Source organism: Streptomyces sp. ATLC9 (assembly GCF_057196705.1).
In genome coordinates, this window is sequence record NZ_JBXUOY010000055.1 from 1 (window position 1) to 23,816 (window position 23,816).

Sequence of the window (23,816 nt, forward strand, 5' to 3'; positions counted from 1 at the left end):
GTCGAGCACTCTCGTCAATCCCTCTCAGGGTTTGTGCCCCTCGCGTCGGTGGGACCGAGGAGCTCTGTGGTGGTCTGAACGGGGGTCGCGGGGAGGGGGGGGGGGGGGCCCCCCCCCCCCCGCCGGGAACCGGCAGACGATCAGGAGATAGACGTGATCCAGCAGGAGTCGCGGCTGCGTGTCGCCGACAACACGGGCGCGAAGGAGATCCTTTGCATCCGTGTTCTCGGTGGCTCCGGCCGCCGCTACGCGGGTATCGGGGATGTCATCGTCGCCACCGTCAAGGACGCGATCCCCGGTGGCAACGTGAAGAAGGGCGACGTCGTCAAGGCCGTCGTCGTGCGCACCGTCAAGGAGCGCCGCCGCCCCGACGGCTCGTACATCCGCTTCGACGAGAACGCCGCCGTCATCCTCAAGAACGACGGCGACCCCCGCGGCACCCGTATCTTCGGCCCCGTCGGCCGTGAGCTGCGCGAGAAGAAGTTCATGAAGATCATCTCGCTCGCGCCGGAGGTGCTGTAACCGATGAAGATCAAGAAGGGCGACCTGGTCCAGGTCATCACCGGCAAGGACAGGGGCAAGCAGGGCAAGGTCATCGAGGCCTACCCCCGCGAGGACCGTGTCCTGGTCGAGGGTGTCAACCGGGTCAAGAAGCACACCAAGGCCGGCCAGACCGCTCGCGGTTCGAAGACCGGCGGCATCGTGACGACCGAGGCCCCGATCCACGTGAGCAACGTCCAGCTCGTCGTGGAGAAGGACGGCAACAAGGTCGTCACCCGCGTCGGTTACCGCTTCGACGAGGACGGCAACAAGATCCGCGTTGCCAAGCGGACCGGTGAGGACATCTGATGACTACCGCCACGAACGTGCAGCCGCGTCTGAAGACGCGCTACCGCGAGGAGATCGCGGGCAAGCTGCGTGACGAATTCAAGTACGAGAACGTCATGCAGACCCCCGGTCTCACCAAGATCGTGGTCAACATGGGTGTGGGCGAGGCCGCCCGCGACTCCAAGCTGATCGAGGGCGCCATCCGCGACCTCGCCACGATCACCGGCCAGAAGCCGGCCGTGACCAAGGCCCGGAAGTCCATCGCGCAGTTCAAGCTGCGCGAGGGACAGCCGATCGGTGCCCACGTCACCCTGCGGGGCGACCGGATGTGGGAGTTCCTGGACCGCCTGCTGTCGCTGGCGCTGCCGCGCATCCGCGACTTCCGCGGTCTGTCGCCGAAGCAGTTCGACGGCAGGGGCAACTACACCTTCGGTCTCACGGAGCAGGTCATGTTCCACGAGATCGACCAGGACAAGATCGACCGGGTCCGAGGCATGGACATCACCGTGGTCACCACGGCGAACACCGACGAGGAGGGTCGCGCCCTGCTGCGTCACCTCGGATTCCCCTTCAAGGAGGCGTGAGCCGTGGCGAAGAAGGCTCTGATTGCCAAGGCCGCCCGCAAGCCGAAGTTCGCGGTCCGCGCGTACACGCGGTGCCAGCGCTGCGGCCGGCCCCACTCCGTCTACCGCAAGTTCGGCCTGTGCCGTGTGTGCCTTCGTGAGATGGCCCACCGCGGCGAGCTGCCGGGCGTCACCAAGAGCTCCTGGTAAGTCCGCGCGAGCGGACTCCAGGGACTCTCGGTAAGAGCATCCTGGCCGGCGAACGCCCTCCCCGCGTGCCCTAGGCTTGTGGGCTGGGCGCTCGCCGCCCATGACCGTCTTACTACGCCGTAGGTCCCCGCACCGCACCCGTCCCGTCGCGTCCCGCGTACGGGGAGAGGGACGGAGCAGACAGGAAACCCCGGCGAGAGAGGCCGAAGGCCATCACATGACCATGACCGATCCGATCGCAGACATGCTGACGCGTCTGCGAAACGCGAACTCGGCTTACCACGACACCGTCGTGATGCCGCACAGCAAGATCAAGTCGCACATCGCGGAGATCCTCCAGCAGGAGGGCTACATCACCGGCTGGAAGGTCGAGGACGCCCCGGTGGGCAAGAACCTCGTCCTGGAGCTCAAGTTCGGTCCGAACCGCGAGCGTTCGATCGCCGGCATCAAGCGGATCAGCAAGCCGGGTCTGCGGGTCTACGCAAAGTCCACCAACCTGCCGAAGGTGCTCGGCGGCCTGGGCGTGGCGATCATCTCCACGTCCCACGGGCTCCTCACCGACAAGCAGGCTCAGAAGAAGGGCGTGGGTGGGGAAGTCCTCGCCTACGTCTGGTAACGGAAGGGAACGGAGGTAAAGCTCATGTCGCGTATCGGCAAGCTCCCCATCCAGGTTCCCGCCGGTGTGGACGTCACCATCGATGGCCGGACGGTCAACGTGAAGGGGCCCAAGGGCAACCTTTCGCACACCGTCGCCGCGCCCATCGAGGTCGCCAAGGGTGAGGACGGCTTCATCAGCGTCACCCGCCCGAACGACGAGAGCCGGAACAAGGCCCTGCACGGTCTGTCCCGCACGCTGGTGGCGAACATGATCACTGGCGTGACCCAGGGGTACACCAAGCAGCTCGAGATCAGCGGTGTCGGTTACCGCGTCCAGGCGAAGGGCTCCGACCTGGAGTTCTCCCTGGGTTACAGCCACCCGATCACGGTGAAGGCTCCCGAGGGCATCTCCTTCAAGGTGGAGTCCCCGACCAAGCTGAGCGTCGAGGGCATCGACAAGCAGAAGGTCGGCGAGGTCGCCGCGAACATCCGCAAGCTGCGCAAGCCCGACCCGTACAAGGCCAAGGGCGTGAAGTACGCGGGCGAGGTCATCCGCCGCAAGGTCGGAAAGGCTGGTAAGTAAGCCATGGCATACGGTGTGAAGATCGCGAAGGGCAGCGCGCGCAAGGCCGCCGCTGTCAAGCGGCGCCACATCCGCGTCCGCAAGAAGGTGTCGGGCACCCCCGAGCGTCCGCGCCTGGTGGTGACGCGCTCCAACCGCCACATGGTGGCCCAGGTCATCGACGACATCGCGGGCCACACGCTGGCCTCGGCGTCGACGCTGGACAGCTCGATCCGCGGCGGTGAGGGCGACAAGACCGCCCTGGCCAAGCAGGTCGGGTCCCTGGTCGCCGAGCGCGCCAAGGCCGCGGGCATCGAGGCCGTCGTGTTCGACCGCGGCGGCAACAAGTACGCCGGGCGGATCGCCGCCCTGGCCGACGCCGCCCGCGAGGCCGGGCTCAGGTTCTGAGCCGGTCCCCACGCAAGCGGACGCATAGAGAGAGGTAATTCCAATGGCTGGACCCCAGCGCCGCGGTGGCGGCGCCGGTGGCGGCGAGCGGCGGGACCGACGGGACCGGCGGGACGGTGGCGCGGCCGCCGAGAAGACCGCGTACGTCGAGCGGGTCGTCGCGATCAACCGCGTCGCCAAGGTCGTGAAGGGTGGTCGTCGCTTCAGCTTCACCGCGCTGGTCGTGGTGGGCGACGGTGACGGCACCGTGGGTGTCGGTTACGGCAAGGCCAAGGAGGTGCCGGCCGCCATCGCCAAGGGTGTGGAGGAGGCCAAGAAGCACTTCTTCAAGGTCCCCCGGATCCAGGGCACCATCCCCCACCCGATCCAGGGTGAGGAGGCCGCGGGCGTCGTGCTGCTCAAGCCGGCCTCGCCCGGTACCGGTGTGATCGCCGGTGGCCCGGTGCGCGCCGTGCTGGAGTGCGCGGGCATCCACGACGTGCTGAGCAAGTCCCTCGGCTCGTCGAACCCGATCAACATCGTGCACGCCACGGTGGCCGCTCTGCGGGGCCTGCAGCGCCCCGAGGAGATCGCCGCCCGCCGCGGCCTGCCGCTGGAGGACGTTGCGCCCGCCGCTCTGCTGCGGGCGCGGGCTGGGGTGAGCGCCTGATGGCACGCCTGAAGGTCACCCAGACCAAGTCCTACATCGGCAGCAAGCAGAACCACCGCGACACCCTGCGTTCCCTCGGCCTCAGGCGAGTGAACGACTCGGTCGTCAAGGAGGACCGTCCCGAGATCCGCGGCATGGTGCAGACCGTCCGCCACCTCGTGACGGTCGAGGAGGTCGACTGACATGGCGGAGCAGAAGCCGCTGAAGGTCCACAACCTCCGGCCCGCCCCGGGCGCCAAGACCGCCAAGACCCGCGTCGGTCGTGGTGAGGCGTCCAAGGGCAAGACCGCCGGTCGTGGCACCAAGGGCACCAAGGCCCGCTACCAGGTTCCGGAGCGCTTCGAGGGCGGGCAGATGCCGCTGCACATGCGGCTGCCCAAGCTCCGGGGCTTCAAGAACCCCTTCCGCACCGAGTACCAGGTGGTGAACCTGGACAAGCTGGCGGACCTGTACCCCGAGGGTGGCGAGGTCACCGTCGAGGGCCTGGTCGCCAAGGGTGCGGTTCGCAAGAACCAGCTCGTGAAGGTGCTGGGCAACGGAGAGATCTCCGTGGCGCTGCAGGTGACCGTGGACAAGGTCTCCGGCTCCGCCAAGGAGAAGATCACCGCTGCCGGAGGCACCGTCACCGAGCTCGTCTGAGCACGGTGAGGTGAGCAACCGGGGGCGCCCAGGAACGGGCGTCCCCGGTTGGCCGTTCCAAGGGGGGCATGGTCGCCGGTAAGGTGGCGTGCGTTATTGACCTCCACAGGGTCGCTCCTGTGGAATCTGAACCGTTTTATCCGTTGATCCTCACGACCGTAACCTCTCGCGTGTGACGCGGGGGGCGCAGGAGGCACCGTGCTCACCGCGTTCGCCCGGGCGTTCAAGACGCCCGACCTGCGCAAGAAGCTGCTGTTCACCCTTGGCATCATGGTGCTCTTCCGCCTCGGGGCCCACATCCCCGTCCCGGGTGTCAGCTTCGAGAACGTCAACCAGTGTGTGAAAGAGGCCGAGGGCGCCGGCGCCGGCCTCTTCGGCCTGGTCAACATGTTCAGTGGTGGCGCGCTGCTGCAGCTGACCATCTTCGCGCTCGGGATCATGCCGTACATCACGGCGAGCATCATCCTGCAGTTGCTGGTGGTGGTGATCCCGCGGCTGGAGGCCCTCAAGAAGGAGGGGCAGTCCGGTCAGGCGAAGATCACACAGTACACCCGTTACCTGACGGTGGCGCTCGGTGTGCTCCAGGCCACCGGTCTGGTGGCGACGGCCCGCAGCGGCAGCCTCTTCGCGCAGTGCACCGTCCGCGACCAGATCATCCCCGACGACTCCATCTTCACCACGATCACCATGGTGATCGTCATGACCGCCGGCACCGCGCTGATCATGTGGCTGGGTGAGCTGATCACCGACCGCGGCATCGGCAACGGCATGTCGATCCTGATGTTCGTCTCGATCGCCGCCGGCTTCCCGGGTCTGCTGTGGGCCATCAAGGTGCAGGGCCACCTGGCGGACGGCTGGATCGAGTTCGGCGTGGTGATCCTCGCGGGTCTGGCGATGGTCGCCCTGGTGGTCTTCGTCGAGCAGGCGCAGCGCCGCATCCCCGTGCAGTACGCCAAGCGGATGATCGGGCGCCGCTCCTACGGCGGTACCTCCACCTACATCCCCCTGAAGGTGAACCAGGCGGGTGTGATCCCCGTCATCTTCGCCTCCTCCCTGCTCTACATCCCGGCGCTGATCGTTCAGTTCAGCGGGTCGCAGGCGGGCTGGGCCGACTGGATCAACCGGCACCTCGTCACGGGTGACCACCCGTACTACATCATCACGTACTTCGTGCTGATCGTGTTCTTCGCCTTCTTCTACGTCGCCATCTCCTTCAACCCCGAAGAAGTTGCCGACAACATGAAGAAGTATGGTGGTTTCATCCCGGGCATCCGGGCCGGACGTCCCACCGCGGAGTACCTGAGCTACGTGCTGAACCGCATCACGTGGCCGGGCTCGCTCTACCTGGGTCTGATCGCTCTGGTGCCCACCGTCGCGCTGGTGTTGTTCAACGCGAATCAGAACTTCCCGTTCGGCGGGACCAGCATCCTGATCATCGTGGGTGTCGGTCTGGAGACCGTGAAGCAGATCGAGAGCCAGCTTCAGCAGCGCCATTACGAAGGGTTCCTCCGCTGATGCGAATCGTCCTCGTCGGACCGCCTGGCGCGGGCAAGGGCACGCAGGCCGCGTACCTGGCCGAGAACCTGTCCATTCCGCACATCTCCACGGGCGACCTGTTCCGCGCCAACATCAGCCGGGGCACCCAGCTCGGACAGAAGGCGCAGGAGTACATGCGGGCCGGCAGGCTCGTACCCGACGAGGTCACCATCGGCATGGCCCGGGACCGGATGGCGCAGCCCGACGCGGCCGACGGCTTCCTGCTCGACGGCTTCCCCAGGAACATCGGCCAGGCCGAGGCCCTGGACGGCATCCTGCGCGAGTCCGGCACCCGGCTGAACGCGGTGCTGGACCTGGAGGTCCCCGAGGACGAGGTCGTCAAGCGGATCGCGGGACGGCGGATGTGCCGCAACGACAGCGGCCACATCTTCCACGTCGTGTACACCCCCCCGAAGACCGAGGGCGTCTGCGACATCTGCGGCGGCGAGCTCTACCAGCGCGAGGACGACCACGAGGACACCGTCCGCAAGCGCCTGGAGGTCTACCACACCGAGACCGAGCCGATCATCGACTACTACAAGGCCCAGGGCCTGGTGGTGACGATCTCGGCGCTCGGCAAGGTGCCCGAGGTCACCCGGCGCGCGATGGAGGCGCTCGGCCACACGGTGGAGCAGTCCGGGGCCTGACCCCGGAGAGAACGGCGAGGAGGCCGCGGGGCCCCGGGCGGGCGCCGCGGCCGTATCGTGTAGTGAACGGGCCCGGTGGCAGTGTGCCGGGCCGGACGTGCCACAGACAACCGCGAGCTGGAAGGCGTCAGCCGTCATGGTGGAGATCAAGACCCCCGAGCAGATCGCGAAGATGCGCGCGGCCGGGCTGGTCGTCGCCGCGATGCACGCGGCCTGCCGCAGGGCCGCGGTGCCGGGCGCGACCACCAAGGACCTGGACGAGGTCGCCGCCAAGGTGCTCGCCGACCACGGCGCCAAGCCGAACTTCCTCGGTTACGGCGGCTTCCCCGGCAACATCTGCACCTCGGTGAACGATGTCGTCGTCCACGGCATCCCCGACCGGGAGACGGTGCTGGAGTCGGGCGACATCGTCTCCATCGACGCGGGCGCGATCGTCGACGGCTGGCACGGGGACGCGGCGATCACCGTCTTCGTCGGCGAGGGCCACGCGCCCGAGGTGCACGAGCTGAGCAGGGTCACCGAGGAGTCGATGTGGGCCGGCATCGCGGCGATGCGCAGGGGCAACCGGCTGGTGGACATCTCCAGGGCGATCGAGGGCTACATCCGCCGCCAGCCCCGTCCGGCCTCCGGCCGCTACGGGATCATCGAGGACTACGGCGGCCACGGCATCGGCAGCCAGATGCACATGGACCCGCACCTGCTGAACTACGTCGAGCGCCGGCGCGGCCGGGGTCCGAAGCTGGTGCCGGGCATGTGCCTGGCGATCGAGCCGATGGTCAGCCTGGGCACGGCCAGGACCCATGTCCTCGAGGACGAGTGGACGGTCAAGACGGACGACGGCAGCTGGTCCTGCCACTGGGAGCACTCCGTCGCGCTGACCGAGCAGGGCCCGCTGGTGCTGACGGCGCCGGACGGTGGCCGGGCGAAGCTGGCGGAGTACGGCGTCACCACCGCCCCCGATCCGCTGGACTGACCGGGCCCGCCGGCCCTCCCCGGGGCCCCGGGCCGGGGCGCACGGAGCGTGCGTCCCCGGCCGCACCACCGCCTCCCTGCGGTGGGCCGGTGAACCGGGCCACGGGCCGGACGAAGTCCAGCCTGCCCGCATAAAGACCCCCCACGATGGGCATACATCCCCGATTCGTCTTTCCCGTAGCCGTGCCGTAGACTGGTGCGTCGGTCCATGTGTGCCTGCGCGCACCCACGGACTGACCCAGGTAGCCGATCCCGGAAGGTGAAGCGCTCAAGCATGGCCAAAAAACAAGGGGCCATCGAGATCGAGGGCACCGTCGTCGAGTCTCTCCCGAACGCGATGTTCAAGGTGGAGCTCCAGAACGGGCACCAGGTCCTCGCGCACATCAGCGGCAAGATGCGGATGCACTACATCCGTATCCTTCCCGACGACCGTGTCGTGGTGGAGCTGTCTCCCTACGACCTGACGCGCGGGCGGATCGTCTACCGCTACAAGTAGATCTCGCCCTCACTCCGCCCGGTGCGGAGTGGTGGCCTGACCCGGAGAACCTCACATCCCATGAAGGTCAAGCCGAGCGTCAAGAAGATCTGCGACAAGTGCAAGGTGATCCGCCGCCACGGCCGGGTCATGGTCATCTGCGACAACCTGCGCCACAAGCAGCGCCAGGGCTGACGCAAGACCTCCACGCCTCGCACCTCTCGCGGTTCTTCGCGCGACGCAAGCGACACGTATATACGCAGACACCCGACCCCCCGCCGTGACATCCGTCGACGCCGGTGGGGACGACACCCCCGGACGGAGGCCGGGGACCCGGCTCGTACTCGCTACGGGAACGGTGCTGCGGAAGACCTCCAACGAAACCAGGAGCCACGTTCATGGCACGCCTCGAAGGCGTTGACCTCCCGCGCGACAAGCGCGTGGAGGTCGCTCTCACCTATGTCTTCGGCATCGGTCGCACGCTCTCCCAGCAGACGCTCGCGAACACCGGTGTGAACCCGGACACCCGCGTCCGCGACCTGACCGAGGAAGAGCTCGTCAGGATCCGCGAGTACGTCGAGGCCAACATCCGCACCGAGGGTGACCTCCGCCGCGAGATCCAGGCCGACATCCGCCGCAAGGTCGAGATCGGCAGCTACCAGGGTCTGCGTCACCGCCGCGGTCTGCCCGTCCACGGCCAGCGCACCAGCACCAACGCCCGCACCCGCAAGGGCCCGCGTCGCGCGATCGCCGGCAAGAAGAAGCCGGGCAAGAAGTAGTCCTCACCGGACACCGCCAGTGGTCCGGACCGCAGGACCGACCACCTCCATAGGAGTATTTTTCTATGCCTCCGAAGGGCCGTACGGCCGGCGCCAAGAAGGTGCGCCGCAAGGAGAAGAAGAACGTCGCCCACGGGCACGCTCACATCAAGAGCACGTTCAACAACACCATCGTTTCCATCACCGACCCCACCGGCAACGTGATTTCCTGGGCTTCCGCCGGTCACGTGGGCTTCAAGGGTTCGCGCAAGTCGACGCCGTTCGCCGCGCAGATGGCCGCCGAGTCGGCCGCCCGCCGCGCGCAGGAGCACGGCATGCGTAAGGTCGACGTGTTCGTCAAGGGTCCCGGCTCCGGCCGTGAGACCGCGATCCGCTCCCTCCAGGCCACCGGCCTCGAGGTGGGTTCGATCCAGGACGTCACCCCGACCCCGCACAACGGCTGCCGCCCGCCGAAGCGTCGCCGCGTCTGATCCGGCAGAAGTAGGAGATACACGAACATGGCGCGTTACACCGGGGCCGACTGCAAGCGTTGCCGTCGGGAGAAGCAGAAGCTCTTCCTCAAGGGAGCGAAGTGCGAGAGCGCGAAGTGCCCGATCGAGATCCGTCCTTACCCCCCGGGTGAGCACGGACGCGGGCGCACCAAGGACAGCGAGTACCTGCTGCAGAAGCGTGAGAAGCAGAAGGCCGCCCGCATCTACGGTGTCCTCGAGAAGCAGTTCCGCGGTTACTTCAACGAGGCCAACCGCAAGCAGGGCAAGACGGGCGAGAACCTGCTCCGCATCCTGGAGTCCCGTCTGGACAACGTGGTCTACCGGGCCGGCTTCGCCAAGTCCCGCGACCACGCCCGCCAGCTCGTCCGTCACGGACACATCATGGTGAACGGCCGCAAGACCGACATCCCGTCGGCCCGCGTCGCTCCCAACGACATCGTCGAGGTCCGTCCCTCCTCCCGCAACATGACCCCCTTCCAGGTGGCTCAGGCGGAGGCCGGGGACAAGACGGTGCCGGCGTGGCTCGAGGCCATCCCGTCGCAGCTGCGGATCCTCGTCCACTCGCTGCCCGAGCGCCAGGTGATCGACACCCAGGTGCAGGAGCAGCTGATCGTCGAGCTGTACTCCAAGTAACCCGGAGTGCCGGCTCACGGTCACGGGCGGTGCGGCCCGCACGGGTCGCACCGCCCGTACCCTTGTAGTGGAAAACCGGGCTCCCGCCCGGTGCTCGGCATCAAATAGCGGTTGCCGAAGACTGGAGGCACACCCCCATGCTGATCGCTCAGCGCCCCTCACTGACCGAAGAGGTCGTGGACGAGTTCCGTTCCCGGTTCGTGATCGAACCGCTGGAGCCGGGCTTCGGCTACACCCTCGGAAACTCCCTGCGTCGCACGCTCCTGTCCTCGATCCCCGGTGCTGCCGTGACCAGCATCCGGATCGACGGCGTCCTGCACGAGTTCACCACCGTGCCGGGCGTCAAGGAGGACGTCACCGACCTGATCCTCAACATCAAGAGCCTGGTCGTCTCCTCGGAGCACGACGAGCCGGTCGTGATGTACCTGCGCAAGCAGGGTCCGGGTCTGGTCACCGCCGCCGACATCGCCCCGCCGGCCGGTGTCGAGGTGCACAACCCCGACCTGGTCCTCGCCACGCTGAACGGCAAGGGGAAGCTGGAGATGGAGCTGACCGTCGAGCGCGGTCGAGGCTACGTCTCCGCCGTGCAGAACAAGCAGACCGGCCAGGAGATCGGCCGCATCCCGGTCGACTCCATCTACTCGCCGGTCCTCAAGGTCACCTACAAGGTCGAGGCGACCCGTGTCGAGCAGCGCACCGACTTCGACAAGCTGATCGTCGACGTCGAGACCAAGGAGTCCATGCGCCCCCGTGACGCCATGGCCTCCGCGGGCAAGACCCTGGTCGAGCTGTTCGGCCTGGCCCGCGAGCTGAACGTCGACGCCGAGGGCATCGACATGGGTCCGTCCCCGACGGACGCCGCGCTCGCCGCCGACCTGGCCCTGCCGATCGAGGAGCTGGAGCTGACCGTCCGCTCCTACAACTGCCTCAAGCGCGAGGGCATCCACTCGGTGGGCGAGCTGGTGGCCCGCTCCGAGGCGGACCTGCTCGACATCCGCAACTTCGGCGCCAAGTCGATCGACGAGGTCAAGGCGAAGCTGGCCGGCATGGGCCTGACCCTCAAGGACAGCCCGCCCGGATTCGACCCGACCGCCGCCGCGGACGCCTTCGGCGCCGACGACGACGCGGACTCCGGTTTCGTCGAGACCGAGCAGTACTGAGCGGTACCGAGCGGTACTGACGCCGGTCCCGCCGGCATCCCGACCGGGCGCGGCAGCCGCCCGCGCCCGGTCGGCCCACGTTCTCCGGAGCGTACGACCGAGTGCGCGAGCGCGGTCGCACGCCCCGGCTCCGGCGGGCACGAGCCCGTACGGACGCTGACACCGGTACCTGACACGGCCGGTGCAGACATCGAGGAGAGACAACCATGCCGAAGCCCACCAAGGGCGCCCGCCTCGGCGGCGGCGCCGCGCACGAGAAGGCCATGCTGGCGAACCTCGCCACCGCCCTCTTCGAGCACGGCCGCATCACCACCACCGAGGCCAAGGCCCGCCGCCTGCGCCCGGTGGCCGAGCGTCTGATCACCAAGGCGAAGAAGGGCGACCTTCACAACCGCCGCCGGGTGATGCGCACGATCCTCGACAAGAGCGTCGTGCACACGCTCTTCACCGAGATCGGCCCGCGCTACGAGAACCGCCCCGGCGGTTACACCCGCATCACCAAGATCGGCAACCGCCGCGGCGACAACGCGCCCATGGCGGTCATCGAGCTGGTGGAGGCCCTGACCGTGCAGCAGGAGGCCGTCGGCGAGGCCGAGGCCGCCACGAAGCGCACGGCCAAGGACGCCGCGGGCGACGAGGCCGTGAAGGACCTCAGGAAGGACGCCGCGAAGGACGAGACCGCCGAGGCCCCGGCCGAGGAGAAGTCCGAGGAGACCGAGGCCGCGGCCGAGGCTCCGGCCGAGGAGAAGAAGGACGCCTGAGGCGTTCTCCGCTCCGGGGCGTCCCGAGCACACCGCGGCGGACCCGCCACCCCTTTTCCGGGAGCGGGACCGCCGCCGTTTACGCGCTGCACGTGCTGTAAGCGCTGCACGCGCTCTTCGAGAGGATCACGGCGTGAGCGACGAGGCGGAGCCCGGGTACGTGCGGGTCCGGCTGGACCTGTCGTACGACGGCAGGGAGTTCTCCGGCTGGGCGCGGCAGCGCGGGCGGCGCACCGTGCAGGGCGAGCTGGAGGACGCGCTGCGGGTGGTGACCCGCTCGGAGGAGGTCTTCGAGCTGACGGTCGCCGGCCGTACCGACGCGGGCGTCCACGCCCGCGGCCAGGTGGCGCACGCCGATCTGCCGGCCGGTCTGTGGGAGGCGCACCGGGAGCGGCTGCTGCGCCGGCTGGCCGGGCGGCTGCCGCACGACGTGCGGGTGCACCGGATCGGCGAGGCCCCGCCCCACTTCAACGCGCGCTTCTCGGCGATCTGGCGCCGCTACGCCTACCGCGTCTGCGACCACCCGGGCGGGGTGGACCCGCTCCGGCGCGGCCATGTGCTGTGGCACGACTGGCCGCTGGACGTGGACGCCATGAACGAGGCGGCCGAACGGCTGCTGGGGGAGCACGACTTCGCCGCCTACTGCAAGCGGCGCGAGGGCGCCACGACCATACGGACCCTCAGGGAGCTGAGCTGGACTCGGCGCCCCGACGGCACCGTGGAGGCCCGGGTGGTCGCCGACGCCTTCTGCCACAACATGGTGCGCTCGCTGGTGGGCGCCCTGCTCTTCGTCGGCGACGGGCACCGCCCGCCGGCGTGGCCGGGGCGGGTGCTGGCGGCCGGGGTGCGGGACTCGGCGGTGCACGTGGTGCGGCCGCACGGGCTCACCCTGGAGGAGGTCGGCTACCCGGCCGACGGACTGCTGGCCGCGCGCAACGCCGAGGCGCGCAACCGCCGTACCCTCCCGGGCGCGGGTGTGGGAGCCGGCTGCTGCTGAGCGGCGCGAGCCGCCCGCGCACGCCCTGACGACGGGGGCGGCCCACCACCCCGGGCCCCCGCCCCGTCCCCGTTCGGCCGCGGGGCCGCGCCACCACCCGCCCCACCCGGGCGTCGCTCCCGGTCGGGGCGGGGCCGGTCGTACGGCGGGCCTTCGGACCGGCCGGTCCCCCGCCGCCTTCTCTCCCGGGGACAGGCTGTTCGGCGCGTTCGCTACAAGCCGATCTTTTGTCAGGTCCTTGACCGCCGAATAGGCGCCCAGGAAGATCACCCGGGTTTCACTTGGTTCAAAGGATCTTCACAAGGGGTGGGAAGAGGCGTGCGTACACGCGCGGGCACGATCGGGCTGGCCTTGGTGGCGGCGATGGCACTGTCCGGCGGAGCACCATCTCTGGCCCCTGTGGCGGAGGCCGCGACCGGGTGCACCGCGGACACCGGGTCGGACTTCAACGGCGACGGCGTCCGCGACGTCGCGATCGCCGACCCCGAGGCCACGGTCTCCGGGCACTCCGAGGCGGGGACCGTCCACATCGTCTACGGCGGCGGTCAGGGAGTGGAGGAGATCTCCCAGGACACCGAGGGGATCCCGGGAACGGCTGAACCGGGAGACCGCTACGGCCACGCCCTCGCGACCTTCGACCACAACGGAGACGGCTGCGCCGACCTGGCCGTCGGCTCCCCCTACGAGGACATCGGGGCCGAGGCCGACGCGGGATCGGTGCAGATCCTCTACGGCTCGCCCGCCGGTCTGGGCAGGGGGCCCGCCGCCCTCGACCTCCACCAGGGCAAGGGATCCGGCAGCATCGCCGCCGCGGCGGCCGAGGCCGGAGACTGGTTCGGACACTCCCTGGCGGCGGGCCACACCGGGCCCGGCCGCCCCTACCTGGTCATCGGAGTACCCGGCGAGGACCTGAGCGGCGGGCTGCGCGACGCCGGCGGCGTCCACTACCTGCGCGACAGCATCAACGTCGCCTTCAACCAGAACGACAACGGTGCGTCCGGCCTCCCGGAGAACGACGACCGGTTCGGCTACGCGGTCGCCGCCTCGCCCTACCACATCGCCGTCGGCGTCCCCGGCGAGGCGATCGGTGACCGCACCTTCTCCGGTGGCATGCAACTGCTCAGGCACGCGATCAACTCCGACGGCAACCCCACGCCGGTGGGCGGAACCCACCAGGACACACCCGGGATCAACGGAGTGGCCGAGACCGGCGACCAGTACGGAGCGGCGCTGGCCGCCGTGCAGTACCGGCCCTCGGGCTCCTCCTCGACGACCGACACCCTGGTCGTGGTGGGCGTCCCCGGTGAGGACACCTCCACCGGCGAGGACGCCGGGCGGGTCGTCACCCTGAAAGTCACCCTCTCCGGAGACACGACCCAGGTCGCCGAGCTGATGACGGTCAAGCCCGAGCGCAGGGGCTACTGGATGCTGGACACCGCCACCGACGGTGCCTCCGCCAACGTCCAGGACGGCGGCGAGCCGTTGGCCCTGAACGGGAACGCGTCGGTCTACCGTCCCGCCGACCCGCTGTTCGACGACACCGCACTGGTCGGCGACGCGGCCATCTGGCCCTGGACGGCGACGGCGACTGGGCGGCCACGGCCACGCCGCCGGTGAGCGGCGACGGCGGCTTCACCATCACCGCCCGCGCCCGGCTCACCACCGACTCCCCGGCGCAGTCGCAGACCGTGTTCCCCCTGCCGGGGCAGAACACCGACCGGGTGACGGTGCGCTACCAGGCGGCCACCGGGCAGTGGGAGCTGGAGGTCTCCGAGACCGACGCGGCCGACTCGCCGACCACCGCTTTCACCGACGCGGAACAACTGCCGGTCAGCGGAGGCCCCGGCCAGCACCTGGCCGTGGTCTACGACGCCTTCGCCAACGAGTTGCGCCTCTACGTGGAGGGCCAGCTGACCGCCACCGCACACGGTCAGGACGACACCCTGTGGCCCGCGACCGGCGGACTCCAGGTCGGCCGCTCCGCACAGGGCGGCGGTGGCGAGTACTTCGCCGGCGCGCTGGACGAGGTGCGCGTCTACGCCGGCGCGGTGGACCCCACCGGCATCAAGAAGATGTGGCAGCCCACTGCCGTCCCCGACCTGTGACAGCCCCGGGGCACCGGCCACCGCCGGTGCCCCGCCATCCGTGCCGCCTGCCCCAACCCCCGCCTTCGGACTCGCGGAGAAGAGAACCCCCTTGAATCCCCTCAGAGGCCGCCTGCTCAGCCGCCGCATACCCAAACGCGTCGTCGGCGCCGTCGTCCTGGGCCTGAACCTGGCCCTCGTCGGCGCCACGGCCACGGCCGAGGCCGTACCGCTCGACAAGGACACCGGCAAAGGCCGGCCCGGCGTCCAGGGCTCCGCCGACCCGGCCGAGGGCCGGGACGCCAAGGCCGCGCCCCGGCCGGCCGACCCCACGAAGAAGGCAGCGGTCACCCGGCTGGACAAGGCCGAGTGGCCGAAGCCCGGCAGCGCCGAGATCGCGGTCGCCGCCGACGCGAGGGCCGCCGAGCGTACCGAGGTCGGCGGTCTGCCGGTGACGGTCACGGCGGTCGCACCGGAGAAGCCCGGAAAGAAGGCCGCGGAGAACAAGAAGGCCGGAAAGGCCGAAGCCGGAAGGGCGGGAGCCTCCCCGGCCGAGGTCCGCGTCACCTCCCTGGACCGCGAGCGCGCCGCCGAACTCGACAGCGCCGTGGTGCTGAAGGTCAGCCGGACCGACGGCTCCGAGCAGCCCGGGCCGGTGGAACTCTCGCTGGACTACTCGGAGTTCGCCGATGGGTACGGCGGCGGCTACGGTTCCCGGCTGCGTCTGGTGGAGCTGCCCGACTGCGCCGCGACCGCTGCCCCGGGCACCGCGGAGTGCCCCGAGCTGCCCGTCCCCCTGGCATCGGACAACGACACCTCGAAGCGGACGGTCACCGCGCGCGTGGAGGCACAGCCGGCGAAGCCGGGCCTGTCCACCCAGGCGGGAGAGTCCTCCACTCTGGTGGCCCTGACCTCAGGCACCTCCTCGGACAAGGGCGACTACAAGGCGACCCCCCTGTCGCCCTCGGCGAGCTGGTCGGTGGCCAACTCCTCCGGCGGGTTCTCCTGGAACTACCCCTTCCGCACCGTCCCGACCCCCGGCGGGCTGGCCCCGACCATCGGACTGGGCTACTCCTCGCAGTCCGTGGACGGGCGCACCTCGGTCACCAACAACCAGGGCTCCTGGATCGGCGACGGCTTCAGCTACGAACCCGGCTACATCGAGCGCAGCTACAAGCCCTGCGTCGACGACGGCCACAAGACCTCCGCCGAGCAGTGCTGGGCGTTCGACAACGCCACCATCATGCTCGAAGGCAGCTCCAGCCGGCTCATCAAGGACGACGACACCGGTGAGTGGCACTTCACCGGCGAGAGCGGCGCCCGCGTGGAGAAGCTCACCGGTGCCGCCAACGGGGACGACGACGGCGAGCACTGGCGGGTCACCACCACCGACGGCACCGAGTACTACTTCGGTCTGAACCGGCTGCCGGGCTGGACCTCCGGCAAGGAGGAGACCGACTCGGCCTGGACCGTCCCCGTCTTCGGCGACGACTCCGGCGAGCCCTGCCACGACACCACCTTCTCCAAGGCGCACTGCGAGCAGGCATGGCGGTGGAACCTCGACTACGTCAAGGACACCCACGGCAACGTCATGTCGTACTTCTACGGGGCGGAGACCAACCACTACGCCCTGAACGGCAGGACGGACACCGACGGCACCGTGTACCACCGCGGCGGCTACCTCAAGCGCATCGACTACGGCCAGCGCCACGGACAGGTGTACGCGACCAAGGCCCCGGCACGGGTGAAGTTCACCGTCGCCGAACGCTGCCTGCCCACCGACACCTTCGACTGCGCCGCGAGCAAGCGCACCACGGCCAACGCCGCCCACTGGCCCGACACCCCGGTCGACCTGGAGTGCAAGGCCGGTGTCCACTGCGAGGCCGGCCAGATCTCGCCCTCGTTCTGGACCACCAAGCGGCTGACCGGCATCACCACCCGGATGCGCACCGGCGCCGACACCTACGAGGACGTCGACGCCTGGACGCTCACCCACCGCTTCCTCGACAACGGTGACGACTCCAAGACGCTGTGGCTGTCGAAGATCGGCCATGAGGGCCGGGTCGGCGACGACCACACCGCGATGCCCTCGGTCGACCTGTACGGCATCCAGCTGGAGAACCGGGTGGACGCCGACGGCGACAACATCGACGCCTTCCACCGCCACCGCCTGGCCTCCGTACTGAGCGAGACCGGCGCCCAGCTCGACGTCGACTACGCCCCCACCGAGTGCACCGCCGGAGCCCTGCCCGCCCCGGGGAAGTCCACCAAGCGCTGCTACCCGGTCAGGTGGGCACCCCCCGGGCACACCGAGCCGATCACCGACTGGTTCCACAAGTACGTCGTCGCCGAGATCGTCGAGACCGACCGCACCGGCGGCGGCGACGACCTCGTCACCCGCTACGACTACCAGGGCCCGGCCGCCTGGCGGCACGCCGAGCCCGACGGCATCACCGACGAGAAGTACCTGACCTGGGGCCAGTGGCAGGGCTACGGCAAGGTCACCGTCACCGGCGGCGACGGCGAGACCACCTCGACGCGGACCGACCACACCTACCTGCGGGGCATGCACGGTGACAAGGACCCCGACGGCGGCACCCGCTCGGTGACGGTCACCGACTCCACCGGCAAGAGCTACACCGACCACGAGGAGTACACCGGCTTCGAGCTGGAGGCGGCCACCTACGACGACGGCGGGATCGTCTCCAAGGTCGTCAACGAGCCCTGGAAGCACGACACCGCCGTCCAGACCAAGTCCTGGGGCACCACCAAGGCCACCATCACCAAGACGGTCACCACCCGCGGCTACAACCTGCTGTCCGACGGCACCTGGCGGAAGACCAGGTCCGTCTCCACCTACGACACCGACACCGACACCGGCCGGCTGGTCAGGACCGACGACTTCGGAGACCTGGCCACCACCGACGACGATCGCTGCACCCGTCTGTGGTACGCCGACAACCCCGCGGAGAACATCTACGAGCTGCCCTCGCGCAGCGAAGCCGTCTCCGTCGCCTGCTCGGCCACTCCCGACCGCACCACCCAGGTCGTCGCCGACGAGCGCACCCACTACGACGGCGGCGGCTTCGGCGACGCGCCCACCAAGGGCGATGCCACCAGGACCGAACGGCTGACCTCGCACGACGGCACCGAGGGCACCTACCAGGTCACCGGCACCACCACCTACGACGCCTTCGGACGCCCCACCGCGCAGACCGACGCGGCCGGCGCGACCACGAGCACCGAGTACACCGACGTCAACGGCCTGATCTCGCAGACCGAGGTCACCAACGCGCTCGGCCACGTCACCACCACCGACTACGCCCCGGCCTGGGGGCAGTCGACGGGCCAGACCGACCCCAACGGCAGGCGCACCGACCTGGCCCACGACGCCCTGGGACGGCTGACATCGGTCTGGATGCCGGACCGGCGCAAGACCCAGACGCCGAGCATCAGGTACTCCTACACCGTCCGCAAGGACAAGGCCGTCGCGGTCAGGACCGAGAAGGTCGAGATCAGCGGCGAGTACGGCACGGAGTACGAGCTGTACGACAGCCTGCTGCGCCCGCGCCAGAAGCAGACCGAGGGGCCGGACGGCTCCCGCATGGTCGCCGACACCTTCTACGACGGCACCGGGAAGGTCCGGAAGGCCAACGCCACCTACAACGCACTCGGCGCGCCCTCGGACGAACTGCTGGTCGTCAACGACGGCCAGGTCGGGGCGCAGACCCTGACCGAGTACGACAGCCTGGGCCGCGCCACGGCGCAGACCCTCGCGGTCGCGGGCGTCGAGCAGTGGCGGACCACCACCGCCTACGACGGCGAGCGCACCCACGTCGACCCGCCCGAGGGCGGGGTGCCCACCACCACCGTCACCAACGCCGCCGGACAGATGACGGAGCTGCGCCACTACCACGGCGACGCCCCGAACCCCGACGGCGCGGCGGGCCCCGGCAACGGCTACGACGCGACGAAGTACACCTACACCCCGGCCGGGCAGCTGGAGACGGTCACCGACGCCCAGGGCAACACCTGGCGGTACGAGTACGACCAGCTGGGCCGCAGGGTCAAGAGCATCGACCCCGACAGCGGCACCTCCACCACCACCTACGACGCCGCCGACCGGCCGGTGTCGACGATGGACGCGCGTGGCAAGGTCGTCTCCACCGTCTACGACAAGCTGGGGCGGGCCACCTCCACCTGGGAGGGGCAGCCCCAACTGGGCACCAGGCTCACCGAGACCCGGTACGACAAGGCCGGCTGGCTGGGGCACGCCTACGCCTCGCTGCGGTACGTGAACGGCGGCAGCCAGTACTTCGCCACGGTCACCCAGGCCATGGACGAGTACTACCGCCCCCTGAGGACGGCCTACTCGGTGCCCTCCTCCGAGGGCGCGCTGGCGGGCATCTACACCTTCACCTCCACCTACAACCGGGACGGCACACTCGGCGGCCAGGGCATGCCCGCCGCGGGCGGCCTCGGTTCGGAGGCGATCGTCTTCGGCTACGACGAGCTGCAGCGCCCGACCTCCATGACGGGCAACACCCCGTACGTCACCGACACCGTCTACTCCACCACCAGCCTGCTCCAGCAGCTCCAGCTGTCCACCGGCGGCGGCAAGCAGGTCTGGCAGACCTTCCAGTACGAGAAGGGAACCGACCGGCTGACCCGCTCGGTGGTCGACATCGAGGGCGTCACCGGACCGGCGAAGGCGGCGAACTACTCCTACGACCAGGTCGGCAACGTCCTGTCGATCTCCGACACCTCGGGCGCCTCTCCTGACGTGCAGTGCTTCGCCTACGACACCGGGCAGCGCCTGGCCGAGGCCTGGACCCCGGCGGCGAGCCCCGAACAGGCGGCCGGCTCCGGCACGGCCGGCGGGCAGCCGGGCGGCTCCTCCCCGGCGGCGTGCGGCGCGGCACCGGGGCAGAGCGCGCTGGGCGGGCCGGCACCGTACTGGAAGTCCTACACCGTCGACGCGATCGGCAACCGCACCCAGGAGGTCGTCCACGACACCGGCCTGGACGCGGCCAAGGACGTCACCCGCACCTACACCTACGGCGAGGGCGACGCCGGACCGCACGCGGTCACCGAGGTCGTGGAGAACACCCCGACCGGCGACCGCCGGTCCACCTACGCCTACGACGCCTCCGGCAACACCACCGAGCGCGTCCTGGGCGGTGACACCCAGACCCTGCACTGGGACGCCGAAGGTCAGCTGACCAGGACCGTCGAGGCGGACGGACGGGAGGCCACCTATCTCTACGACACCGGCGGCAACCGTGTCATCCGTCGCGACGCCACCGCCACCACGGTCTACCTGCCGGGCATGGAACTGCGCCTGCCCAAGGGCGGCAGCGAGGTGGAGGCCACCCGCTACTACTCCTTCGCCGGCCAAACGGTCGCCGTCCGCACCGACGACGACAAGTTGTCCTTCCTCGCCTCCGATCACCACGGCACCGGTGAGCTGGCCATCGACGCCGCCACCGGCGCCGTCGCACAGCGCCGCTTCGACCCCTACGGGCTGGAGCGGGGTCAGGCGAGCGGCGCCTGGCCGGGGGAGAAGGGGTTCGTCGGCGGCACGATCGACGCCCAGACCGGGCTGACGAGCGTCGGGGCGCGCGAGTACGACTCGTCGCTGGGCAGGTTCGTCTCGGTCGACCCGGTCATCGACTACACCAGCCCTCAGCAGATCAACGGCTACGCCTACGCCAACAACACCCCCGTCACGCTGTCGGACCCCACCGGGCTGGCCATCCCCGAGTGCATGCAGGGCCTCATCAAGTGCCAGGGCGGGCTGCCCATCCCCAGCAGCAAGGGCGGCGGCTATGTGAAACCCGACAAGGAGGTCACCGAGGCCCAGGAGAACCTCGACAGGGCCCAGCGCCAGTACTCGTCCGCGAAGAAGCGGGTGAAGCGGGCGGCCAGGGAACTGGTCGAGATCGCCAAGGACATCCTCGGCGTCAACGCCGCGATGGACTGCTTCTCCAGCGGTGACCTCGCCGCGTGCGGGGAGACCGCGCTGAACATCGCGGGTTCCTTCGCCGGCGGCCTGGCCGGCAAGATCCTCGCCAAGTACGGAGCCCCGTGGAACTGGGCCAAGGGCGCCAAACTCACCAAGCGTGTCTGGGGCCTGCTCGACGACCTGGTCGGCGGCGCCAAGGACATGTGGTCCTCGTCCAAGGCCGTCGGCAAGGCCAAGGACACCCTGAAGGCCGCGAAAGCGAAGCTGACACGGAAGAGCAAGTGCCACAGCTTCCTGCCGGGCACATCGGTCCTCCTCGCCGACGGCACCGGTAAGCCGATCGAGGACGTCGAACTCGGGGACAAGGTCACCGTCACCGACCCCGGGACCGGCGAGACCACGGTCCGCGAGGTCGTCGGCACCATCGTCACCGAGGACGACAAGCACTTCGTCGACCTGACCATCACCACCGGAGAGGGCCCGGCGGCTCTGATCTCCACCACCACCCACCCCTTCTGGGCCGAGTCCGAGCGGGAGTGGATCGAGGCCGGCGACCTCGAACCGGGCATGGAGCTCCGTACCCCGGACGGCGACACCGTCACGCTCACCGGCACCCGCCACTTCGACAAGCGCCAGCGCACCCACGACCTCACGATCAACGGCATCCACACCTACCATGTGCTCGCGGGCACCACACCGGTACTCGTACACAACTGTGGTGGATCGCAACCCGGACACTCCGATCTTTGCAGATGCGACCCGGAGAAGCCCCGCAGCGAGGTTGTCCTGGACGCGGACTCGTTCGAACAGGCCAGAAACCAGGCCCTGGACACCGTGGGGCCCATCGATACCGGTTCGTGGAAGCGTCGGCAGGGGACGATGGAGTCTGCGGTCGACACATTCGGTAGGGATACCGGGTTCACCGCGACCAGTGGTGGGGAATACAGGTCGTTCCGCCTGGATACCGACGACCGAATCGGCCCGCACATCAATGTGATGACGGGTAAGGGGGCGGCGGTTCGAAAATGGGCGATAAGGTTCCCTGGCGGGAGTAGGGGTATTTCGACATGGTTGAGGCGGAACGTATGACCGACGATAGTTCTTATGGGAGTCATCCGGAATACCTTCCGGACTTCATGAATGACCCCCGTGACGATGACGGCCGACAGGTGGTGAAGCTGGATCTCGCCGAGAACCGCGCGCTGGCGGCAGCGACGCTGAGTAGATTTCCGGCTGCTACCGGCGACGTGATCGACTTCGAGTCCACTCCGTTCGAAGACCGACTCTGGTGGGACGATGAGGAGCACTGGACGAGGATGGCGGCGGAGCTGCTCTCCTCGTACGTACAGCGGGGTGAGCGGATCGCCGTCATCTGGGGCAACTATCTGATGCCGGCCGTGACCATGCCTGCGGATGTTGCGGTGCGACATGCGCGGGACATCCTGGACGCTGGGCCGCACTTCTGGATCCATCCGCTTGGCGGTTCGGTGCTCATCGAATGCCTAATGGATGGACAAGTGACGGTCGTGACGATTCCGTCAAGCTATTGATCCGAAACGCTTTGGGTTCAGGCTCGTTGATGGTGTGTGAGTGATCTGGTGGGGGATGCGCGGACCTGGTCGCCGGACGCGCAGGAGGCCGTGCGTCTGCTGGCGGTGTCCGCTCTGGTGGAGGGCCGGGACCGGTTGGAGGTCGCCGCTCTGTTCAGGGTGTCGGTCAGGGCCGTGGACAACTGGTGGGCGAGGTGGCAGGCGGGTGGCCGGGACGCGCTGCTGTCCCGGCCGCGAGGCCGACGCACAGGCGAGCACCAGGTTCTGTCCGAGGCCGAGCAGGCTGCCGTCCGGCAGGCCGTCCTCGACCACACCCCATCCGACCTGGGGCTTTCCGGTCAGCTGTGGACGCGGGGGCTGATGGGCGAGCTGATCTTCAAGCTGTACCGGATCCGCTTCACCGAACCCGGGGTGGGCAAGTACCTCAGGCGGTGGGGCCTGACGTTCCAGCGACCGGACAAGCGGGCGGTCGAGCAGGATCCGGAAGCGGTCCGCGTCCGGTGCGAGGAGGGCTGGCCGGCGATCCGGGCCAGGGCGAGGACGGAAGGCGCCGAAGTCCTCTTCGCCGACCAGGTCGGCATCCGCTCGGACCAGGTCACTGGCCGCACCTGGGGCGCCAAGGGCCAAACGCCGGTCGTGCGTCGCACGGGGAACCGGTTCTCGGTGAACGCGATGTCCGCGATCAGCACCAAGGGGCGGATCCACTTCATGGTCTTCACCGAGTCGTTCGACGCGAAGGTCATGTGCCGCTTCCTCACCCGGCTCGTCGGCCACTTCGACCGCAAGGCCCACCTGATCGTCGACCGACACTCGGCCCACCGCTCGAAGGCCGTACGGACCTGGCTCGCCGACCACACTGACCAGGTGGAGCTGCACTTCCTGCCCTCGTACTCACCCGAGCCGAACCCGGACGAGCTGGTCAACGCCGACCTCAAACGCAGCCTGCCCCACACCCACCGAGTCGGAAACCAGAACGAACTCGCCGCCGAAACCCGACGGTTCTTCCACCGCCGACAACGCCAGCCCCACATCGTGCGCGGATACTTCGGCGGTCGGCACGTCCGCTACGTCATCGACGAGTGAACCCTATGAGTTTCTGATCAATAGGAGGTTCGTACTGGTGGATAACAGGGGTGGCGGTGTCTGACTGGTCGGCGCTTTTTACGGAAATGGAAACGGCTAAGCGCAGGTTGGCGGTGAGTGAAGATTTTTCATCTTGATCAGTTGGCGAGTTCGAGGGCGACGACGGCTCGGACGATGGCGGTGATCCGGGTGGTGCCGCAGCGGAGCTTCCGCAGGAGCCGCCAGCC

The 23,816-nt window shown here is 69.0% G+C and carries 26 protein-coding genes and 1 pseudogene; 26 read left to right on the forward strand and 1 reads right to left on the reverse strand.

Annotation, left to right across the window (positions count from 1 at the left end; all coding sequences use genetic code 11):
* Positions 1-153 precede the first annotated feature (153 nt).
* From rplN to AC2CJA_RS08955, 26 genes are all read left to right on the forward strand, one after another.
* Positions 154-522: a 50S ribosomal protein L14 gene (gene rplN, locus AC2CJA_RS08830; protein WP_055718836.1), complete on the forward strand. Its 369-nt coding sequence runs from the start codon at positions 154-156 to the stop codon at positions 520-522.
* Between the two features lie 3 nt (positions 523-525).
* Positions 526-849 carry a 50S ribosomal protein L24 gene (rplX, locus tag AC2CJA_RS08835; protein ID WP_093851453.1) on the forward strand — a complete coding sequence of 108 codons (324 nt, stop codon included), beginning with the start codon at positions 526-528 and terminating at the stop codon, positions 847-849.
* Positions 849-1,412: a 50S ribosomal protein L5 gene (gene rplE / locus AC2CJA_RS08840; protein ID WP_093851452.1), complete on the forward strand. Its 564-nt coding sequence runs from the start codon at positions 849-851 to the stop codon at positions 1,410-1,412. Before rplX ends, rplE begins: the two co-directional genes overlap by 1 nt.
* A gap of 3 nt (positions 1,413-1,415) precedes the next feature.
* Entirely contained in the window at positions 1,416-1,601 is a 186-nt protein-coding gene (locus AC2CJA_RS08845) for a type Z 30S ribosomal protein S14 (protein WP_004571834.1), read from the forward strand.
* Positions 1,602-1,818: 217 nt separating this feature from the next.
* Positions 1,819-2,217: a 30S ribosomal protein S8 gene (rpsH, locus tag AC2CJA_RS08850; protein WP_093660615.1), complete on the forward strand. Its 399-nt coding sequence runs from the start codon at positions 1,819-1,821 to the stop codon at positions 2,215-2,217.
* 24 nt (positions 2,218-2,241) lie between these two features.
* The gene (gene rplF / locus AC2CJA_RS08855) at positions 2,242-2,781 is read left to right on the forward strand and encodes a 50S ribosomal protein L6 (RefSeq protein WP_484602118.1); all 540 of its coding nucleotides are present in this window, start codon (positions 2,242-2,244) and stop codon (positions 2,779-2,781) included.
* Between the two features lie 3 nt (positions 2,782-2,784).
* Positions 2,785-3,168, forward strand: coding sequence for a 50S ribosomal protein L18 (rplR, locus tag AC2CJA_RS08860; RefSeq protein ID WP_093851449.1), 384 nt, complete (start codon positions 2,785-2,787; stop codon positions 3,166-3,168).
* A gap of 43 nt (positions 3,169-3,211) precedes the next feature.
* On the forward strand, positions 3,212-3,817 hold the full coding sequence (gene rpsE / locus AC2CJA_RS08865) for a 30S ribosomal protein S5 (RefSeq protein WP_093660621.1): 606 nt from the start codon (positions 3,212-3,214) through the stop codon (positions 3,815-3,817).
* The gene (rpmD, locus tag AC2CJA_RS08870) at positions 3,817-3,999 is read left to right on the forward strand and encodes a 50S ribosomal protein L30 (protein WP_093660623.1); all 183 of its coding nucleotides are present in this window, start codon (positions 3,817-3,819) and stop codon (positions 3,997-3,999) included. The genes rpsE and rpmD overlap by 1 nt, the downstream gene beginning before the upstream one ends.
* Before the next feature lies 1 nt (position 4,000).
* Positions 4,001-4,456, forward strand: a complete 456-nt coding sequence (gene rplO / locus AC2CJA_RS08875) for a 50S ribosomal protein L15 (protein ID WP_412713335.1) — start codon at positions 4,001-4,003, stop codon at positions 4,454-4,456.
* Positions 4,457-4,654: 198 nt separating this feature from the next.
* The gene (gene secY, locus AC2CJA_RS08880; protein ID WP_241715848.1) at positions 4,655-5,971 is read left to right on the forward strand and encodes a preprotein translocase subunit SecY; all 1,317 of its coding nucleotides are present in this window, start codon (positions 4,655-4,657) and stop codon (positions 5,969-5,971) included.
* Positions 5,971-6,639 carry an adenylate kinase gene (locus AC2CJA_RS08885; RefSeq protein ID WP_484602119.1) on the forward strand — a complete coding sequence of 223 codons (669 nt, stop codon included), beginning with the start codon at positions 5,971-5,973 and terminating at the stop codon, positions 6,637-6,639. Before secY ends, AC2CJA_RS08885 begins: the two co-directional genes overlap by 1 nt.
* A gap of 136 nt (positions 6,640-6,775) precedes the next feature.
* Positions 6,776-7,612: a type I methionyl aminopeptidase gene (gene map, locus AC2CJA_RS08890; RefSeq protein WP_241715845.1), complete on the forward strand. Its 837-nt coding sequence runs from the start codon at positions 6,776-6,778 to the stop codon at positions 7,610-7,612.
* Between the two features lie 273 nt (positions 7,613-7,885).
* Positions 7,886-8,107, forward strand: a complete 222-nt coding sequence (infA, locus tag AC2CJA_RS08895; RefSeq protein ID WP_003948620.1) for a translation initiation factor IF-1 — start codon at positions 7,886-7,888, stop codon at positions 8,105-8,107.
* Between the two features lie 60 nt (positions 8,108-8,167).
* Positions 8,168-8,281 (forward strand): 50S ribosomal protein L36, encoded by a 114-nt coding sequence (gene rpmJ, locus AC2CJA_RS08900; RefSeq protein ID WP_003956441.1) that lies wholly within the window; start codon positions 8,168-8,170, stop codon positions 8,279-8,281.
* A 203-nt stretch (positions 8,282-8,484) separates the two neighbouring features.
* Entirely contained in the window at positions 8,485-8,865 is a 381-nt protein-coding gene (gene rpsM / locus AC2CJA_RS08905) for a 30S ribosomal protein S13 (RefSeq protein WP_206348889.1), read from the forward strand.
* Between the two features lie 65 nt (positions 8,866-8,930).
* Entirely contained in the window at positions 8,931-9,335 is a 405-nt protein-coding gene (rpsK, locus tag AC2CJA_RS08910) for a 30S ribosomal protein S11 (RefSeq protein ID WP_004571845.1), read from the forward strand.
* A 27-nt stretch (positions 9,336-9,362) separates the two neighbouring features.
* The gene (gene rpsD / locus AC2CJA_RS08915) at positions 9,363-9,989 is read left to right on the forward strand and encodes a 30S ribosomal protein S4 (protein ID WP_241715844.1); all 627 of its coding nucleotides are present in this window, start codon (positions 9,363-9,365) and stop codon (positions 9,987-9,989) included.
* 137 nt (positions 9,990-10,126) lie between these two features.
* Positions 10,127-11,149, forward strand: a complete 1,023-nt coding sequence (locus tag AC2CJA_RS08920) for a DNA-directed RNA polymerase subunit alpha (RefSeq protein WP_241715843.1) — start codon at positions 10,127-10,129, stop codon at positions 11,147-11,149.
* A gap of 206 nt (positions 11,150-11,355) precedes the next feature.
* Positions 11,356-11,910 carry a 50S ribosomal protein L17 gene (rplQ, locus tag AC2CJA_RS08925; protein WP_484602120.1) on the forward strand — a complete coding sequence of 185 codons (555 nt, stop codon included), beginning with the start codon at positions 11,356-11,358 and terminating at the stop codon, positions 11,908-11,910.
* A 133-nt stretch (positions 11,911-12,043) separates the two neighbouring features.
* Positions 12,044-12,907, forward strand: a complete 864-nt coding sequence (truA, locus tag AC2CJA_RS08930) for a tRNA pseudouridine(38-40) synthase TruA (RefSeq protein ID WP_484602121.1) — start codon at positions 12,044-12,046, stop codon at positions 12,905-12,907.
* A gap of 318 nt (positions 12,908-13,225) precedes the next feature.
* Complete coding sequence (locus AC2CJA_RS08935) at positions 13,226-14,524, forward strand: FG-GAP repeat domain-containing protein (protein ID WP_484602122.1); 1,299 nt, start codon at positions 13,226-13,228, stop codon at positions 14,522-14,524.
* A complete protein-coding gene (locus tag AC2CJA_RS08940) occupies positions 14,521-15,012 on the forward strand; it encodes a LamG domain-containing protein (RefSeq protein WP_484602123.1) in 492 nt (163 codons plus the stop codon). Before AC2CJA_RS08935 ends, AC2CJA_RS08940 begins: the two co-directional genes overlap by 4 nt.
* A 91-nt stretch (positions 15,013-15,103) precedes the next feature.
* The gene (locus AC2CJA_RS08945; protein WP_484602124.1) at positions 15,104-22,045 is read left to right on the forward strand and encodes an RHS repeat-associated core domain-containing protein; all 6,942 of its coding nucleotides are present in this window, start codon (positions 15,104-15,106) and stop codon (positions 22,043-22,045) included.
* Entirely contained in the window at positions 22,024-22,506 is a 483-nt protein-coding gene (locus AC2CJA_RS08950) for a hypothetical protein (RefSeq protein WP_484602125.1), read from the forward strand. Before AC2CJA_RS08945 ends, AC2CJA_RS08950 begins: the two co-directional genes overlap by 22 nt.
* Before the next feature lie 36 nt (positions 22,507-22,542).
* Complete coding sequence (locus AC2CJA_RS08955) at positions 22,543-23,589, forward strand: IS630 family transposase (RefSeq protein WP_484602126.1); 1,047 nt, start codon at positions 22,543-22,545, stop codon at positions 23,587-23,589.
* 137 nt (positions 23,590-23,726) lie between these two features.
* Here AC2CJA_RS08955 and AC2CJA_RS08960 read toward each other — a convergent pair.
* Positions 23,727-23,816: pseudogene (locus tag AC2CJA_RS08960) on the reverse strand (IS5/IS1182 family transposase); the annotation flags it as partial.

Coding starts and splice junctions, on each gene's coding strand:
- rpsE (WP_093660621.1), top strand. CDS start 3,212: ATGGCTGGACCCCAGCGCCGCGGTGGCGGCGCCGGTGGCGGCGAGCGG.
- AC2CJA_RS08920 (WP_241715843.1), top strand. CDS start 10,127: ATGCTGATCGCTCAGCGCCCCTCACTGACCGAAGAGGTCGTGGACGAG.
- rplO (WP_412713335.1), top strand. CDS start 4,001: ATGGCGGAGCAGAAGCCGCTGAAGGTCCACAACCTCCGGCCCGCCCCG.
- rpsM (WP_206348889.1), top strand. CDS start 8,485: ATGGCACGCCTCGAAGGCGTTGACCTCCCGCGCGACAAGCGCGTGGAG.
- AC2CJA_RS08885 (WP_484602119.1), top strand. CDS start 5,971: ATGCGAATCGTCCTCGTCGGACCGCCTGGCGCGGGCAAGGGCACGCAG.
- rplR (WP_093851449.1), top strand. CDS start 2,785: ATGGCATACGGTGTGAAGATCGCGAAGGGCAGCGCGCGCAAGGCCGCC.
- rpsK (WP_004571845.1), top strand. CDS start 8,931: ATGCCTCCGAAGGGCCGTACGGCCGGCGCCAAGAAGGTGCGCCGCAAG.
- rpsH (WP_093660615.1), top strand. CDS start 1,819: ATGACCATGACCGATCCGATCGCAGACATGCTGACGCGTCTGCGAAAC.
- infA (WP_003948620.1), top strand. CDS start 7,886: ATGGCCAAAAAACAAGGGGCCATCGAGATCGAGGGCACCGTCGTCGAG.
- rplQ (WP_484602120.1), top strand. CDS start 11,356: ATGCCGAAGCCCACCAAGGGCGCCCGCCTCGGCGGCGGCGCCGCGCAC.
- rplF (WP_484602118.1), top strand. CDS start 2,242: ATGTCGCGTATCGGCAAGCTCCCCATCCAGGTTCCCGCCGGTGTGGAC.
- rpsD (WP_241715844.1), top strand. CDS start 9,363: ATGGCGCGTTACACCGGGGCCGACTGCAAGCGTTGCCGTCGGGAGAAG.
- rpmD (WP_093660623.1), top strand. CDS start 3,817: ATGGCACGCCTGAAGGTCACCCAGACCAAGTCCTACATCGGCAGCAAG.
- rplX (WP_093851453.1), top strand. CDS start 526: ATGAAGATCAAGAAGGGCGACCTGGTCCAGGTCATCACCGGCAAGGAC.
- rplE (WP_093851452.1), top strand. CDS start 849: ATGACTACCGCCACGAACGTGCAGCCGCGTCTGAAGACGCGCTACCGC.
- AC2CJA_RS08950 (WP_484602125.1), top strand. CDS start 22,024: ATGGTTGAGGCGGAACGTATGACCGACGATAGTTCTTATGGGAGTCAT.
- rpmJ (WP_003956441.1), top strand. CDS start 8,168: ATGAAGGTCAAGCCGAGCGTCAAGAAGATCTGCGACAAGTGCAAGGTG.
- map (WP_241715845.1), top strand. CDS start 6,776: ATGGTGGAGATCAAGACCCCCGAGCAGATCGCGAAGATGCGCGCGGCC.